The organism is Kribbella sp. ALI-6-A (assembly GCF_001984195.1).
Classification (GTDB): Bacteria; Actinomycetota; Actinomycetes; order Propionibacteriales; family Kribbellaceae; genus Kribbella.
Genome location: NZ_MTQN01000007.1, coordinates 80,725 through 96,611, shown reverse-complemented (window position 1 = coordinate 96,611; position 15,887 = coordinate 80,725). Strand labels below are relative to the sequence as shown.

The window sequence follows — 15,887 nt, the reverse complement described above, 5'->3', positions numbered from 1 at the left end:
GTGCTCCGATCGTGAGCGTCGCATGGTGAATTCGAGCAGCGTCTTGGGGGCAGCCTGTTCGGTGGGTCAAGACGGCAAGAGTCCGTCTTCGGCCGGAACGTGGGTCTGGGGGATCTGGGAAGCGTCCCGGTCCGGGATCGCCGGTGTGCGCGGGGTTCGCGGTGGCCGGTTCCGTCCTGCTCGTCGCCCCTGTCCACCGTAGGGGGAAGCAATGCCGAGAAAGGCCAACGGGAGAGCGGACAAGATCCACGGGACCGATCCCGACCGGATGCCGGGGACGAACGGCGGCCGGGGCGGGATGCCTGGGATGACGGGTGGATCGGGCGGGATGCCGGGGATGAGCGGCGGACCTGGTGGATCCGGCGGGATGCCGGGGATGTCCGGCGGACCTGGTGGATCCGGCGGAATGCCGGGGATGTCCGGCGGACCTGGTGGATCCGGCGGAATGCCCGGGATGTCCGGCGGACCTGGTGGATCGGGCGGGATGCCCGGCGGCTCGGGCGGTCCGGGTGGCAGCGCGAACGGCTCCGGCGGTGACGTCGAGCGGCCGTCGCGGCGCAGCTGTGGCGTGATGGACGTACACCGCCGGCTGCTGTCCAGCGATCCGTCGTACGCGGCGGCCCGGTCCGCGCTGGAGAACGCGACCACGCAGTACGTGGCGAGCGACCAACGGTTCGCCGGTGTCGCGCGGATCCCCGTCGTCGTGCACGTCGTCTGGAACACGCCCGCGCAGAACATCTCCCAGGCCCAGATCGACAGCCAGCTCGACGTGCTCAACCGCGACTTCCGCGCCACCAACACCGACCTCGGGTTCGTGCCCGCGCCGTTCACCGGTCTGGTCGCGGACTCGCGGCTGGAGTTCTTCCTGGCCACCGAAGACCCGAACGGCAACCCGACTACCGGCGTTACCCGCACGCAGACCACCCGGACGTCGTTCAGCCACGACGACGCGGTGAAGTCGTCGGCCACCGGCGGCATCGACCCGTGGCCGACCGACCGGTACCTGAACATCTGGGTCGCGCAGCTCGGCGGCGGCCTGCTCGGCTACGCCCAGTTCCCCGGCGGCCCGGCCGAGACCGACGGCGTCGTCGTCACGCACACCGGGTTCGGCACCACCGGTACGGCGACCGCGCCGTTCGACCTGGGCCGGACGCTGACCCACGAGATCGGTCACTACCTCAACCTGTTCCACATCTGGGGCGACGACGGCACCGGCTGCTCCGGCACCGACGAGGTCGCCGACACCCCGAACCAGGGCGGCCCGAACTTCGGCGTCCCGACGTTCCCGAAGGTGTCCTGCAGCAACGGCCCGAACGGCGATCTGTTCGTCAACTACATGGACTACACCGACGACCGCGGCATGGTGATGTTCACCAACGACCAGGTGGCCCGGATGGAGGCCTGCCTGGACACCGTGCGGTCCGATCTGATCGCCGGGTTCACCGAGGCCGGCGCGCCGGCGCCGGCCGGGCCGGTGGTGTCGTGGGGCAGCGACCGGCTGGACGCGTTCGTGCTCGGGACCGACCGGGCGATGTATCACAAGTGGTGGGACGGATCGGCCTGGGGACCGTCGGCCGGCGGGTACGAGTACATGGGTGGGATCTGCATGAGTGCACCGGAAGTGGCGTCCTGGGGACCCGAGCGGCTGGACGCGTTCGTGCTCGGCACCGACCACGGCGTCTACCACAAGTGGTGGGACGGATCGGCCTGGGCGCCGTCGGCGACCGGCTACGAGGCGCTCGGCGGCGTCTGCATGAGTCCGCCGCGAGTGGCGACCTGGGGACCGGACCGGCTCGACCTGTTCGTGCTCGGCACCGACCGCGCGATCTACCACAAGTGGTGGGACGGATCGGCCTGGGGACCGTCGACCGACGGCTACGAGTACCTCGGTGGAATCTGCATGAGCCCGCCGCAGGTCGTGGCGTGGGACTCCGACCGGCTGGACGTGTTCGTGCTGGGCACCGACAACGCGGTCTGGCACAAGTGGTGGGACGGTTCGGCGTGGTCGGACTTCGAGTCGCTCGGCGGCGTCTGCACGAGCCCGCCGACCGTGGTGTCGTGGGGGCCGGACCGGCTCGACCTGTTCGTGCTCGGCACCGACTCGGCGCTCTACCACCAGTACTGGGACGGTACGGCGTGGTCCGGCTTCCACTCCCTCGGCGGCGTGTGCGCGAGCGCGCCGACGGCGGTCGCGTGGGGCCCGGACCGGCTGGACGTGTTCGTACTCGGCACGGACTCGGCGCTCTACCACCAGTGGTTCGACGGTACGGCGTGGTCGGGGTTCGAGTACCTCGGCGGGACCTGTGTCGACGAGCCGCGGGTGACCGCGTGGGACAGTGACCGGCTGGACGTGTTCGTGGTCGGCACCGACGGCGGGCTCTACCACAAGTGGTGGGACGGAACCGCCTGGGGACCGTCGGCCACCGGCTACGAACCGCTGGGCGGGATCATCAGCGACTTCAAGGTCACGCTGCCGGCACCGGCGCCGGGGGCCACCCCGCTGCAGATGCCGAAGGCAACTGTCGCCGAGGGGGTGCCGAGCTGACCACCGAGCCGCCGCTCGGCCGGTGGACGCACTCGTTCGAGGAGGACCACGACGGGATCAGCGTCTACCGCCGCGAGGACTTCCCCTTCCCGCCGGCCCGTGGCCGGCGGGGGGTGGAGTTCCGCGCCGACGGCACCTTCGTCGAACGCCTGATCGGCCGCGGCGACGCCCCCGAGGAGCACCTCGGCCGGTGGGAGCCGTCCGGCGTGATCGCCCGCGGCGTCACCGGCTCGGCCCTCGTCGTCGCCGCGACCGAGGACCGTCTCGAGCTCGCCTGGCAGTAGTTCCGTAGCAGCGTCCGAAGAACCGAGCGCTCTTGCCTCAGGTTCTTCGGACGCAAGGAAAGGAAAGGAGCTGGACCGATGACGGTGTCGGCTGTGCGTTATCTGGTGGTACCGGCGGTCGAGGCGGCTGACGCCGAGCAGGCTGCCCGCATCGGCGAACGGACCATCCTGTGGTGCGCCGCCGACCACAAACTCGGGCGGGCCTCGCGGACCGTGCCCGGTCTGCTGCTGGTCACGCAGGTCGGCCGCTCGTTCCAGGACGAGTATCCCGACGTGGTCCCGCTGCTCGACCACGGCCGTCAGCTGGTGATCTCGGCCGCCGACAAGCCTCGGCGTCGCAACAACCACCACTGGCGCGCCGAACCGTTGCGTCCCGGGGTCGTCATCGACGTCCCTCCCCTCGGGGCGCAACGGATCGAGCGAACCGTCACCGATCTGCTCGACCAGCTCTCCCCCACGGCCTACCAGGCCGACGTCACCTGGCTCGCGAACCTGCCGACCCGGCACTCGCTCAGCCCGTCGTACACGCAGGCGGTGGACTTCGCCGCCGAGCAGATGGTGGCGCACGGCTACTCGACGACGCGGATGCCGATCACGGTCGGCTCCGGGCGGTCGGAGAACTTGATCGGCGACCGTCGCGGCGCAGGTCCGGGCCCGCGGGGGGTCGTGCTGATCACCGCGCACCTCGACTCCGTCAACCAGGGCGGTGGATCGGGCGCGTCCGCACCCGGTGCCGACGACAACGCGAGCGGTTCGGCCGGCGTACTGGAGCTCGGGCGGGTGCTGGCGACGCGGCGCTGGCAGCACGACGTTCGGCTGATCCTGTTCGGCGGCGAGGAGCAGGGGCTGCACGGGAGCAAGCAGTACGTCGCAACGCTGCCGGCCGCCGAGCGGGCGCGGATCCGGGCGGTGCTGAACATGGACATGATCGCGTCGAAGAACAGCTCGACGCCGACCGTGCTGCTCGAGGGCGCGACGGTGTCCTCGGCGCAGATGAGCGATCTGACCTCGGCGGCCGCGACGTACACGGGGCTGAAGGTGGAGACGTCGTTCAATCCGTTCGCCAGCGACCATGTCCCGTTCATCGGCGCGGGGATGCCGGCGTTGCTGACGATCGAGGGCGCGGACAGTGCCAACGGCAACATCCACTCGGCGTCGGACACGGTGAGCACGCTGAACTGGCCGCTGGCCGCGGAGATCCTGCGGATGAACGCGGCGGCGCTCGCGGGCTGGCTGGTCGAGGTGCCTCAGGTCGCGCGACCGCGACCGGCCGGCTCGGTGGTTTCGCGGGGACCCGGTCTGCTCGACGTCTTCGTGGTCGGCACGGATCGGGCGATGCACCACAAGGTGTGGGACGGCACCAGTTGGCGCGACTACGAGTCGCTAGGAGGTGTTTTAAGCTAACCGGGGTGACGGACCTGCGGTGGAACGGATGCCTGAACGCCCGCGACCTGGCCGGCCTTCCCACCCGGTACGGCGGGACGACGCGCGCCGGGCTGATCCGGACCGACTCCCTGCACCAGCTCGACGACGACGGCTGGGCCGCCTTCCGTGAGGTGCGCGCCGGACTCGTGCTCGACCTGCGCTCGGACTGGGAGCTGACCGAGCCGCACCCGCTCGGCGGCGACCCGGCGTACCGGCGGATCCCTTGGATCGACCCGGTCGCGGACAAGCTGCGGGTCCCTGAGGACGAGCCGTTGATGGCCGACATCTACCGCGGCAGCCTCGATCGCAACACCGGTCAGATTCTGCAGGCGTACCGGGCGATCGCCGCGGTGCCGCTCGACACGGCCGTTGTCGTGCACTGCAAGTCGGGCAAGGACCGGACCGGGCTGCTTGTCGCCCTGCTGCAGGAGCTGGCCGGCGTACCGCGCGAGGTGATCGCGGAGGACTTCGCGATCAGCGAGACCAACCTGGGCATCCTGGACCGGATCGCCGCGCTGCCCACTTACGAGCGTGAGACCGCCGGTGTCCTCTGGCGGTCGCTCCCGGAAACGATCCTCGCGGCACTCGATCACGTGGACCAGCGGTACGGCGGCGTACGGGCTTATCTGGCGCGGTGTGGGCTGACGCCGCGGGAGATCCACCGCCTCGGGCTGCGGCTGCTGACCGACGTCGAGATCGAGGCGGTCGTGTTCGACTTCGACGGGCTGCTGATGGACACCGAGTCCACGCTGGTCGAGAGCTGGAAGGCCGAGTGGGCGCACCACGGGCTCGAGCTCGAGCTCGACGACGACTTCTGGCCCGGTCACGGCGGCGACACCAGTACGGTCCGGTACGCCCAGCTGGCGGCGCTCGTTCCCGACTTCGACCGCGACATCAGTCACGCCCGGCGAACCGCGTTCCGGGATCGGCTGCACGCGGAGCTGGGGTTCCGGCCGGGCATCCACGACTGGTTGCTCGAGGCCCACGCGCTGGGCCTGCGCGTCGCGATCGCGAGCAGCTCACCGCGGAAGTGGGTGGTCGGGCATCTGGAGCGGGTCGGCGCGCTCGACCTCTTCGAGGTCATCACCACCGGCGACGAGGTCGACGGCCACAAGCCGGATCCGGCCGTCTATGAGCTCGCGCTGACACGTCTCGGGTCGGCGGCGGGCCCGGGTGGGGACGCCGGTCCCGGACGGGACGCCGGTCCGGGACGGGACGCGGGTCCGCGCAGGGCCGCCTTGGCCGGGCGGTCTGCGTTGGCGGTCGAGGACACCGCGCACGGGATCGCGGCAGCGGCTGCGGCGGGGATGCGCACGATCGGCATCCCCAACCCCTACGTGCCGGCCGAGAGGTTGACCGCCGCCGACCTGGTGCTCGGCAGTGCGGCCGACCTGTCGCTCAGCGAGGCTCTGTACTCCGTCGTCGGTTAGACCACGGAGAGTGGCAGCAGCTTCTTGCCGGTGGGGCCGATCTGGATCTCGGTGCCCATCTGCGGGCAGACGCCGCAGTCGAAGCACGGGGTCCAGCGGCAGTCCTCGACCTCGATCGCGCCGTCCTCCTCGAGCGCGTCCTGCCAGTCCTCCCACAGCCAGTCGCGGTCCAGCCCGGAGTCCAGGTGGTCCCAGGGCAGCACCTCGGCGTACTCGCGCTCGCGGGTGGTGTACCAGGCCAGGTCGACCGGCTCGTCGGCCAGCGCCTTGTCGGCGCAGTCCAGCCACCGCTCGTACGAGAAGTGCTCGCTCCAGCCGTCGAACCGGCCGCCGTCGCGCCAGACCGCCTCGATGATCCGGCCGACCCGGCGGTCGCCGCGCGACAGCAGGCCCTCGATGATGCCGGGCTTGCCGTCGTGGTACCGGAAGCCGATCGCCTTGGCGTACTTGCGGTCCGAGCGGATCGCCGCGCCCAGTTTGGCCAGCCGGGCGTCGGTCTCCTCGACGCCGAGCTGCGAGGCCCACTGGAACGGCGTGTGCGGCTTCGGCACGAACCCGCCGATCGACACCGTGCAGCGGATGTCGTTGCGGCCGGAGACCTCACGGCCGGTCGCGATCACCCGCTTGGCCAGGTCCGCGATCGCCAGCACGTCCTCGTCGGTCTCGGTCGGCAGACCGCACATGAAGTACAGCTTCACCTGCCGCCAGCCGTGGCTGTACGCCGCCGCGACGGTGCGGATCAGGTCTTCCTCGCTGACCATCTTGTTGATCACCTTGCGCATCCGGTCCGAGCCGCCTTCGGGGGCGAAGGTCAGACCGCTGCGCCGGCCGTTGCGGGAGAACTCGTTGGCCAGCGTGATGTTGAACGCGTCGACCCGGGTGGACGGCAGCGACAGCGACACGTTGCTGCCCTCGTACCGGTCGCCCAGACCCTTGGCCACCTCGGCGATCTCGCTGTGGTCGGCCGAGCTCAGACTGAGCAGGCCGACCTCCTCGAAGCCGGACTGCTTGAGGCCGTTCTCGACCATGTCGCCGATCGTGGTGATGCTGCGCTCGCGAACCGGACGGGTGATCATCCCGGCCTGGCAGAACCGGCAGCCGCGGGTGCAGCCGCGGAAGATCTCGACCGAGTAGCGCTCGTGCACGGTCTCGGCCAGCGGGACCAGCGGCTTCTTCGGGTACGGCCAGGCGTCCAGGTCCATCACGGTGTGCTTCGCGGTTCGCCACGGCACACCCGGCTTGTTCGGCGCGACGCGCTGGATCCGGCCGTCGGGCAGGTACTCGACGGTGAAGAACTTCGGGATGTAGACGCCGCCGGACTTCGCCAGCCGCAGCAGCACCTCGTCGCGACCGCCCGGGCGGCCCTCGTCCTTCCACTCCCGGATCACCTCGGAGATCGCCAGCACGATCTCCTCGCCGTCGCCGAGCACCGCCGCGTCGATGAAGTCCGCGATCGGCTCGGGGTTGAACGCCGCGTGGCCACCGGCCAGCACGATCGGGTCGTCTTCGGTCCGGTCCACGGCGTACAGCGGGATCCCGGCCAGGTCGAGCGCGGTCAGCATGTTGGTGTAGCCGAGCTCGGTCGAGAACGACAGCCCGAACACGTCGAAGGCCCGCACCGGCCGGTGGCTGTCGAGCGTGAACTGCGGGATCTGGTGCTCCCGCATCACCGCCTCCATGTCCGGCCAGACCGAATAGGTCCGCTCGGCCAGGATGTGGTCGCGCTCGTTCAGCACCTCGTACAGGATCTGCACGCCCTGGTTGGGCAGCGCGACCTCGTAGGCGTCGGGGTACATCAACGCCCAGCGGACACTGACCGCGTCCCAGTCCTTACTGACCGAGTTCAGCTCACCGCCGACGTACTGGATCGGCTTCTGCACACCCGGCAGCACCGGCTCCAGGCGGGGGAACAACGACTCGACAGTCATCAACGACACTTCCGTACGGGGACAGAACGGTTACCAGCGTAACGCCGGGTGCCTCCGGGTCCCGCATCCGGCAGAACCGCTCAGCGGGCGACCAGCTGCCGGTTGGTCAGGAACTCGCGCCACTGGGCGTCCTGCTCGGCGGTGAACACCGCCTTGGGGAGGGTGAAGCCGCCACCGCCGGGGAACCGGAAGTTCCATCCGCTGCCCGTCTCCTTCAGTGACTTCAGCGCCGACCAGCTGTACTCGAGGCTGGAGATCGCCGTGACGACCCGGACGCCGTCGTCGGACAGCGTGTAGGTGTAGGTCCGGCCGTACTTGCGGCCGATCACGTACTGCACGAGAACCGCACGCACCTCGGGCATCAGCAGGAAGAGCACGGAGACGACCGTCATACCGACGGAGCGGGCGAGCAAGCCCCAGGCGAGGTAGACCACGCCGAAGGTACGGAACATCCAGCCGATCCAGTGGGCCTGCTGGCGGACGTTCTGGGCCCGGCGCGCGAGCGTGAGCTCGACGGTGAGCACGATGTTCATCGGGTTCCTCCCCTGGCGGTCGGCGCAGCCTACACCGGGGGTCTGCTCAGGAGAGGTGGGTGAGCAGCAAGGGATTGATCCGGTCGGCGTGCGAGTAGGTGACCAGGTGGGCGGCGTCCTCGACGATCTCGAGATGCGCGCCGGGGATGGTCGTCGCCAGGGGGATGACGGTTTCCGGCGGGATGGAGGTGTCCTGTTCGGCGGTGACCACGAGGACCGGGGCGGTGATGCTGTCGAGGCCCGGGGTGAGGTCGAGAGTGCTGAGCGCCTCGCAGCAGGCGGCGTACCCCTCGTCCGGGGTGCTGAGGAGCTGCTGACGGATGACCTCGACCTCGTCGGCGTGCGCTTCGGCGTACTCGGGGAGGAACCAGCGGCCGAGCGTCTGCTCGACGATCGCCTGGGTGCCTTCTTCCCGGACCTGCCGGGCGCGGTCGGTCCACATCTGCGCGTTGGCCGCGGGGTTGACCGGCGGGCAGAGCAGCGCGAACCGGTGGAAGCGGTCCGGGGCGTTCTGCGCGAGCCAGAGCCCGACCGCCCCGCCGAGCGAGATGCCGACGTAAGACGCCTGGTCGGCTTCGAGGGTGTCGAGCAGCTCGAGCACGTCGTTGCCGAGGTCTTCGATCGTGTACGGCCCCGGCGGCGCGTCGGAGTCGCCGTGCCCGCGGTGGTCGAACGCGACCACGCGGAAGCTCTTCGCCAGGGCGTCGAGCTGAGGTGCCCACATCGCGTGGGTGGTGCCGAGCGACGACGCCAGCAGTACTACGGGCGCGTCGAGGGGTCCGGTCGCCTGGTGGTTGAGTCGCATGCTGCCACTTTAGGGCGGGCCAGGTGGGCTTGGGGTGGGTTCGGCGGTGCTAGCTTTCGCGGCATGGTCAAGGGTGTTCCCGGGCTGGACGGGGTCGTCGAGCTCGCCACGGTGGTCCGCAACGGTTTCGTCGAGAGCCGGCACTTCGGAATGGCGGTGGCGCTGTCGCCGACCGGCGCGCCGATCTTCGCCGCCGGGGACGTCGACGCGGTGATCCTGCCGCGGTCGACCGCGAAGCCGCTGCAGGCGGTCGGCACGCTGGTCGCGGGGGCTGAACTGGACGGTCCTGCCACGGCGATCGCCGCCGGGAGCCACACGGGCGAGGACCGGCACGTCGTGGTGGTCGACCAGATGTTGGCGGCCGCTGGGCTCGACCGCTCGGCCCTTGGTTGCCCGGCGGATCGGCCGGAGGACGAGGCCACGCGCTTCCGATTGATTGCCGAGGGCATCGAGCCGGAGCCGGTGCGGATGAACTGCTCCGGGAAGCATGCGGCGATGCTGCTGGGTGCTGTGGTTCTTGCGCAACGAAACGGCGTCGCCGGGTCGCCGGCCCCTGGCGCCTCCGCTGCCCACTACCTCGACCCCGCTGCCCCGGTACAGCAGGTGATCCAGTCCGAGGTCGAACGGTTGACCGGGGCAACCACCGACATCGTCACCGTCGACGGCTGCGGCGCTCCCCTGCTCGGCATGCCCCTGTCCGGCCTGGCCCGAGCCTTCAGCCGCCTCGCCACCGCCACACCTGGCACCCCCGACCACCAGGTCGCCACCGCGATGCGCGAGCACCCCGAATACGTCGGCGGCCGAGGCCACGTGAACTCCGACACCATGCGCCTACTCCCCGGCGTACTGGCCAAGGGCGGAGCCGAAGGAGTCATCGCCATGGCCACCCAGGACGGCCACGCGGTAGCGGTCAAGGTGATCGACGGAAACCCGCGCGCGACGACGGCCCTTGCCCTCGCCCTCCTGGAGAAGTGCGGCGCCGACGTCACCCCCGCGAGCACCCTCCGCCACGTCCCGGTCCTCGGCGCCGGCCGCCCGGTCGGCGAAATCGTCCCCTCGATCTGACCGCCTCCGCTGCGGATTTCGCCAAGCGCCTTTGAGCACCGCTCACCCGTCCACCTCGTGGCGGAACCGTGCAAGAGGTGCAGTCCGCCCGACCTCGCCAGCGACTCCCAGCACGACCCGGGCGTACCTGCGCCGACGTCGCAGCGAACCGTGCTCAAAGGCGGGTCTTCGGTTGGTTCTAGCTAGCGGTACAGCGCCAAGGCACCCGTCAAGGAATCGACCGCCGAGCGCGGGCCGTACAGACCGAGGCCGAGGTACTCCAGGTCCTCCGGCTTCGTCCCGCCGAGCGTCGCCGCGTACTGCTCGTACGTGCGGGAGCGCTGCGCGACCTGGTTCATGTCGTGCACCGTGACTCCCTCCCGGCCCGCCGCCTGCGTGCGGAGGTCGTGCAGCTGCTCCGCCGACGCACGCAGTACGGGGATCGGATGCGCGCACATCCCCGCGTGCACCGCGCCCGACGCGTCCTGGACCGGCGCGCCCACCACCTGCTCGTGGTGGTGGCCGAGTGCGACGCCCAGCAGCGCCGCCGTGTTCAGCGCGACCCCGATCGGCGCCTCGGCGGCGATCACGACGACCATCTTGTTCGCCAGCATCGGACGAACCCCTTCCTCGTGCTCAGCAGATCCCCCAGCACGCTAGCCACCCGTACGCCGTACCGGCTGGCCAACCGAACGAAATTCGGCGGTTGGCGCAAACTGGTGGGCATGGACGAACTTGATACGGCTCTCCTGCGGATGCTGCAGAACGACGCACGGCGCACCAACCGCGACATGGCCGCCGAACTCGGTATCGCGCCGTCGACCTGTCTGGAGCGGATCCGCGGGCTCCGGGATCGTGGCGTGATCAGCGGGTACCACGCGGCGGTCGACCTGCACGCGATCGACCGGTCCACCCAGGCGATCATCTCGATCAAGCTCCGGCCGCAGGCGATGGCGGTCGCGACGGCGTTCCAGGAGTACGTGCAGAGCTTGCCGCAGACGCTGGAGATGTTCATGGTGTCGGGGGCTTCGGACTTCCTGGCGCACGTGGCGGTGAAAGACACACAGGCGCTGCGGGACTTGGTGCTGCAGCTGGCGAAGCGGCAGGAGATCGGGGACATTCGGAGCTCGGTGGTCTTCGAGCATCATCGGCGAACGACGGTGATGCCTCTTCCGCAGCGCTGAGCGAAATGTGACAGTTCTGGCAAAGTGGCGGCGTCCGGGCGGATGAACTGGAGTCCGGATCAGGTGGCTGACAAGGTCTTCGCCATGGCTTCGAACTTGGACTGCCTGGGCTTGGGTGTGGCTACTGCTGAGGAGTTCGCCGATCTGGTGGAGCGGATCGGGCCGCGGGCCTCGCTTGTTGCTCGTACGGACGATGGCACGGAGTTGCTGCGGTGGGAGGATCCGTCCGGGGCTCGGTTGCTGCTGACGCGGGGGAAGCGCGGGATCACTCGGGTTGTGCCGTCGTTCGGTGGTGAGCGGGTGGTTCGGTTAGGTGGGGTTCGCCGGGTCAATGGCGAGGCTGCGGTGGCGGATGTTGTGGTTGACGGGGAGATGGTGACTCGGCTGGGGATCGAGCTCGAGGAGCTGCCGTTGCTTGGTGATTCGTCGTACGAGGGTGCGGCGAGTGTTGTGGCGTTGGCGCCTGAGGTGAGGTTCCTGGCGGATGCGGAGGCGTTCGCTGCTTCTGACTTCAGCTTGCTTGCGGGGGCTGATGCGGGGCCTCGGCCGGAGCATTTCGATGAGGACCTGCCATGGCCGCCGCGGTTGGCTGCGGAGTCGTTCATCCCGACGGGGATGTTCGCGTCGTCGGAGGAGGGGTTGCGGCCGGTTGGGTTGCTCAATGGGGTGGTGCGGTACGCGGAGCGGCGGACGACGATGCTGACTGGGCAGGAGTTTGTGGTGGTGCGGGTTCGGTCGGCTGGGTTCGAGGTGGATGTGTGTTTGCCTGGTGGGGTGGATGTTCCGCTGCCGGGGGTGGTTTTGAGTGCGGATGTTTTTCTGACTGGGTCGGTGGAGATGGTGTTGCCGGTGGCTCGGCGGCGGTGGTTCTTGCGGCGGTGAGGTGAGGGGGGGGGGGTTGCTGGTTGGGCGACTGGCTTGGGCTGGGGTCGTTTGTTGGCTGACCGGCTTGCCGCGGGTGGGTCAGACCTCGTGGGCGCGGAGGTGGATGTTCTGCAGGAGGCCTATTGCCAGTAGGCCCGCGAACATTGACGAGCCGCCGTAGGAGACGAACGGGAGCGGTAGGCCGGTGACGGGCATGATGCCCAGGGTCATGCCGATGTTTTCGAAGGCCTGGAAGGCGAACCAGCAGACGATGCCGGTGGCGACGAGGCGGTCGAAGGCGTCGCGGGCGTGGACGGCGATGCGGAGGCCTCGCCAGAGGATGACGGCGAACAGGACGATGACGGCGCCGGCGCCGATCAGGCCGAGTTCTTCGCCGGCGACGGTGAAGACGAAGTCGGTGTGTTGTTCGGGGACGAAGGCGTTCTGGGTCTGGGAGCCGTGGAACAGGCCCTGGCCGAAGACGCCGCCGTTGCCGATCGCGATGCGGGCCTGGTTGACGTTGTAGCCGATGCCTTGCGGGTCCTGGGACGGGTCGGCGAACGCGGTGAAGCGGGCGAGCTGATACTCCTTCAGCACGTTGAACTGGATCGCCAGCGTCGCGACCACTACCGCGGCGGTGACCAGCCCGAGCATCCAGCGCTTGGGGACGCCGGAGACGGCGATGATGCCGAAGACGATCGAGCCCAGCACCATCACCGTGCCGAGGTCCGGTTGCAGCATCACCAGCAGGATCGGGATCGCCGCGACCGCGATCGCCTGGGCGACGTCGATCGTGCGGGCGTTCTCCCGGTGATTGGTCTCGCCCTTCTCCGCGATCAGCAGCGCCATACCAACGATCACCGCGAGCTTGGCGAACTCGCTCGGCTGGATCGACATCCACGGCAGCTCGATCCACGACCGCGACCCGTTGATCACCGCGCCGACGCCGGGCACGAGGACGAGGATCAGGCCGAGCACCGATGCGACGTACAGCAGTGGGGCGAGGATGCGAAGCCGGCGATGGTCGGTGACCGCGGCGCCGACGGCGAGCACCGCGCCGATCGCGAAGTTCAGCGCGTGCCGGAACAGGTACGCCTGCGGGTGCCCGCCGGTGAGCGAGGTCCGCTGGTACGTCGCCGACCAGACCAGCAGCGCGCCGATCGACGCGAGCGCGACCACGCCGAGCACCAGGACCCAGTCGGCCTGCCACAACGCCGTACGCCGGACAGCTCGGGACCTCACCGGCCGCATCGTCAGCAGGCTCATGGCGTCTTCTTCGCGGCCGGCGGTGCGGGCTTGATGTTGTAGAGCGTCTCGTAGATGCGCCGGACCGCCGTACCGGAGGCGCCCGAGCCCGTACCGGCCTGACTGATCATCATCACCACGGCGTAGCGGTCGGTGTACGACGCGAGCCACGACGTGGTCTGCTTGCCGTAGACCTCGGCCGTGCCGGTCTTGGCCCTCACCGGCACCTGGTCGAGCGGGAACCCGTTGAACTTCCAGGCCGCCGTGCCGGACCGGACGGTCTCCTTCAACGCGTTGTCGATGTAGCGCAGGTCGGCTACCGGGACCGGCAGCCGGGCGGTGATCTTGCTCGGGATCACCTTGGCCTGGCCGTTCGGACCGATCACCTTCTGCGCGACCCGTGGCTCCCACAGGATGCCGCCGTTGGACAGCGCCGAGTAGACGGTCGCCAGCTGGATCGGCGTCAGAGTGGTGTCGCCCTGCCCGATCGCGAAGTTGACGGCGTCACCGGCCCGGTACCGGTAGCCGTCGGCGCAGAACTCGCGGGAGAACTGCTGGAGGAACTCCGACGTTCCGGCCAGTGGATTGTCGGCCAGCTTGCAGTAGTAGTCCTTGTGTGCGTCGTAGTACGCCTTCTTCCACTTGCGATCGGCGATCCGGCCGGACGCCTCGCCGGGCAGGTCGATCCCGGTCGGCTTGCCGAGGCCGAACTTCTTCGCCATCTCGACCAGCGGGTCGAGCGCGTCGATGCTCCCGGAGTTGCCGCCCTCCTTGAGCCACAGGTCGTAGGCGATCCGGTAGAAGAACGTGTCGCAGGACAGCGCGAGCGCCTGATCGAACCCGATCATCCCGTACGACGCGGACTCGTAGTTCTTGAACCGGCGGTTGCCCACCTCGAAGAACGACGAGCAGTCCAGCCGGGTTTTCGGGCTGTACCCGGCGCCCAGCGCGGCCGCCGTCGTGATCGGCTTGAACGTCGACCCCGGCGCGAGCTGACCCTGCAGCGCCCGTGACAGCAGTGGCGTCCCGGACTGCGGCGAGTACAACGCGTCCAGCTCCCGCTGCGAGATCCCGCCGACCCACACGCCCGGGTCGTACGACGGGTAGCTCGCCATCGCGACGATGCGCCCGGTCTTGGTGTCCATCACCACGGCCGCGCCCGAGTCGGCGACGTAGTTTCGCTTGGTGATCTTGTCGTACTGCTTGCGGGCGGTCAGGATCGCGCCGCGCAGTTCCTTCTCGACCGAGGCCTGGACCCGCGCGTCGATGCTCGTGACCAGCGTCGAACCGGGCACGGGCGCGGTCTGCTTCACCGTGCCTGTGGTGTAGCCGACGGCGTCCACGCTGACGGTCTTGACTCCGGGAGTCCCCCGCAGCATCGCGTTGTACGTCCGCTCGACGCCGGCCCGGCCGACCAGATCGGACCGGTGGATCAGCGGGTCCTGCCCAGCGGCCTGGACCTCGTCCAGCTCCTCGGTCGTGATCGGCGACAGGTAGCCGAGGACGTGCGCCGCGTTCACCCCGTACGGCGCTGGGTAGGCGCGCAGCGCGGCCGATTCGGCGGCGACGCCGGGGAAGTCCTCGCGGCGCTCCATCACCTCGATCGCGACCTGCTCGCTGACGTCCTTGGCCACCGGGATCGGCTGGTACGGCGAACCGTTCCAGCAGGCCGGCGGCTTGGACGCGCCCGGCTCGCCGCACAGCTTGGTCCGGGCGGTCAGGTCGGCCGGCTTCTGGCCGAGCACCTTCGCGAGCCGGCCGAGCACGCCCTCCTGCTGCTTCTCGGTCAGCTTTGCCAGCACCGAGCGGTCGACGGAGATCACCAGGGAGACCCGGTTGCCGACCAGCGTCCGGCCGAGGGCGTCGACGATCGTGCCGCGCGGCGCAGGAGTGAGGACCTCGCGGGTGCGGTTGTTGTCGGCGGCGTTCGCGTAGCTGTCGCCGGCCATCACCTGCAGATACCACAGGCGGGCGAACAGCGTGCAGAACAAGGAGAAGACCAGCACCCCGATCACGAACAGCCGCATGCGGGCCTTCAGCGGCGCCGGGTGGAAGCTGTCGAAACTCATGGCAGGGCCCGGCGGCGTTCGCGGGCCGGCAGCACTCGGCGCATCAACCAGAGCACGATCGGGATCACCACGATCGCGCCGACCACGTCGTACCCGGCGGCGATGCCGAGGCGGACGCCGAACTGGCTCCAGTCGACCGCGGGGTCGTGCAGCAGCGAGCCGGTCGCGGAGTAGAGCAGGAGGGACAGCGCGGCGCCGAGCACGACCGTCCCGGCCACGCCGACCGGACCGACCGGCCCGGCGGAGGTCTCGCGGCGGATCAGGCCGGCGACGTACCCGCTGATGGCCAGGGCGAGCGCCCAGCGACCGGCGGTGTGATCGGAGGGTGGGACGACGTCGAGCATCAGGCCGCCGGCGAACCCGGTGATCGCGCCCCACTCCGGCCCGCGGGCCAGCGCCAGGCCGACCACGACGATCATCACCAGGTCACAGGTGACGCCCGCGACCGCGATGTGCGGCAGCAGTGAGGTCTGCACGGTGACCGCGACCATCAGGAACAGCGCGGCCAGCGCGATCCGCAGCGCGATCATC

14 protein-coding genes are annotated in these 15,887 nt (G+C 69.7%); 7 read left to right on the top strand and 7 right to left on the bottom strand.

The genetic code is table 11. The features are described from left to right. Nucleotides 1-211 precede the first annotated feature (211 nt). The 4 genes from BWI15_RS04475 (at nt 212) to BWI15_RS39230 (ending at nt 5,684) form a co-directional block, all read left to right on the top strand. A complete protein-coding gene (locus BWI15_RS04475; RefSeq protein WP_237771126.1) occupies nt 212-2,545 on the top strand; it encodes a M43 family zinc metalloprotease in 2,334 nt (777 codons plus the stop codon). A 113-nt stretch (nt 2,546-2,658) separates the two neighbouring features. Beyond that, a complete protein-coding gene (locus tag BWI15_RS39235) occupies nt 2,659-2,829 on the top strand; it encodes a hypothetical protein (protein WP_168197261.1) in 171 nt (56 codons plus the stop codon). A gap of 78 nt (nt 2,830-2,907) precedes the next feature. Next, nucleotides 2,908-4,233, top strand: a complete 1,326-nt coding sequence (locus tag BWI15_RS04470; protein ID WP_077013006.1) for a M28 family metallopeptidase — start codon at nt 2,908-2,910, stop codon at nt 4,231-4,233. Between the two features lie 5 nt (nt 4,234-4,238). Further along, the gene (locus tag BWI15_RS39230) at nt 4,239-5,684 is read left to right on the top strand and encodes a tyrosine-protein phosphatase (RefSeq protein ID WP_168197260.1); all 1,446 of its coding nucleotides are present in this window, start codon (nt 4,239-4,241) and stop codon (nt 5,682-5,684) included. Here the strand turns inward: BWI15_RS39230 and BWI15_RS04460 are convergent. The 3 genes from BWI15_RS04460 to pcaD form a co-directional block, all read right to left on the bottom strand. Beyond that, complete coding sequence (locus BWI15_RS04460) at nt 5,681-7,612, bottom strand: TIGR03960 family B12-binding radical SAM protein (RefSeq protein ID WP_077013005.1); 1,932 nt, start codon at nt 7,610-7,612, stop codon at nt 5,681-5,683. The two genes, BWI15_RS39230 and BWI15_RS04460, sit on opposite strands and share 4 nt — an antisense overlap. 80 nt (nt 7,613-7,692) lie before the next feature. Beyond that, nucleotides 7,693-8,145, bottom strand: coding sequence for a YcxB family protein (locus tag BWI15_RS04455; RefSeq protein ID WP_077013004.1), 453 nt, complete (start codon nt 8,143-8,145; stop codon nt 7,693-7,695). Between the two features lie 46 nt (nt 8,146-8,191). After that, nucleotides 8,192-8,950 (bottom strand): 3-oxoadipate enol-lactonase, encoded by a 759-nt coding sequence (gene pcaD, locus BWI15_RS04450; protein ID WP_077013003.1) that lies wholly within the window; start codon nt 8,948-8,950, stop codon nt 8,192-8,194. A gap of 63 nt (nt 8,951-9,013) precedes the next feature. On the opposite strand from pcaD, the gene BWI15_RS04445 reads away from it, so the two are divergent. After that, complete coding sequence (locus BWI15_RS04445) at nt 9,014-10,015, top strand: asparaginase (protein WP_077013002.1); 1,002 nt, start codon at nt 9,014-9,016, stop codon at nt 10,013-10,015. A gap of 182 nt (nt 10,016-10,197) precedes the next feature. On the opposite strand, the gene BWI15_RS04440 is transcribed toward BWI15_RS04445, so the two are convergent. Further along, nucleotides 10,198-10,608: a DUF2000 domain-containing protein gene (locus BWI15_RS04440; protein ID WP_077013001.1), complete on the bottom strand. Its 411-nt coding sequence runs from the start codon at nt 10,606-10,608 to the stop codon at nt 10,198-10,200. Nucleotides 10,609-10,719: 111 nt separating this feature from the next. Between BWI15_RS04440 and BWI15_RS04435 the strand changes: the two genes are divergently transcribed. Further along, nucleotides 10,720-11,178: an Lrp/AsnC family transcriptional regulator gene (locus BWI15_RS04435; RefSeq protein ID WP_077013000.1), complete on the top strand. Its 459-nt coding sequence runs from the start codon at nt 10,720-10,722 to the stop codon at nt 11,176-11,178. 63 nt (nt 11,179-11,241) lie between these two features. Beyond that, entirely contained in the window at nt 11,242-12,060 is an 819-nt protein-coding gene (locus BWI15_RS04430) for a hypothetical protein (RefSeq protein ID WP_077012999.1), read from the top strand. An 81-nt stretch (nt 12,061-12,141) separates the two neighbouring features. Here BWI15_RS04430 and rodA read toward each other — a convergent pair whose 3' ends face one another. The 3 genes from rodA to mreD are packed head-to-tail and all read right to left on the bottom strand — an operon-like array spanning nt 12,142 to nt 15,886. Further along, the gene (gene rodA, locus BWI15_RS04425; protein ID WP_077012998.1) at nt 12,142-13,308 is read right to left on the bottom strand and encodes a rod shape-determining protein RodA; all 1,167 of its coding nucleotides are present in this window, start codon (nt 13,306-13,308) and stop codon (nt 12,142-12,144) included. Then, nucleotides 13,305-15,356, bottom strand: a complete 2,052-nt coding sequence (gene mrdA / locus BWI15_RS04420) for a penicillin-binding protein 2 (protein WP_077012997.1) — start codon at nt 15,354-15,356, stop codon at nt 13,305-13,307. Before mrdA ends, rodA begins: the two co-directional genes overlap by 4 nt. Continuing rightward, the gene (gene mreD / locus BWI15_RS04415; protein WP_077012996.1) at nt 15,353-15,886 is read right to left on the bottom strand and encodes a rod shape-determining protein MreD; all 534 of its coding nucleotides are present in this window, start codon (nt 15,884-15,886) and stop codon (nt 15,353-15,355) included. Before mreD ends, mrdA begins: the two co-directional genes overlap by 4 nt. Nucleotide 15,887: the final 1 nt, after the last annotated feature.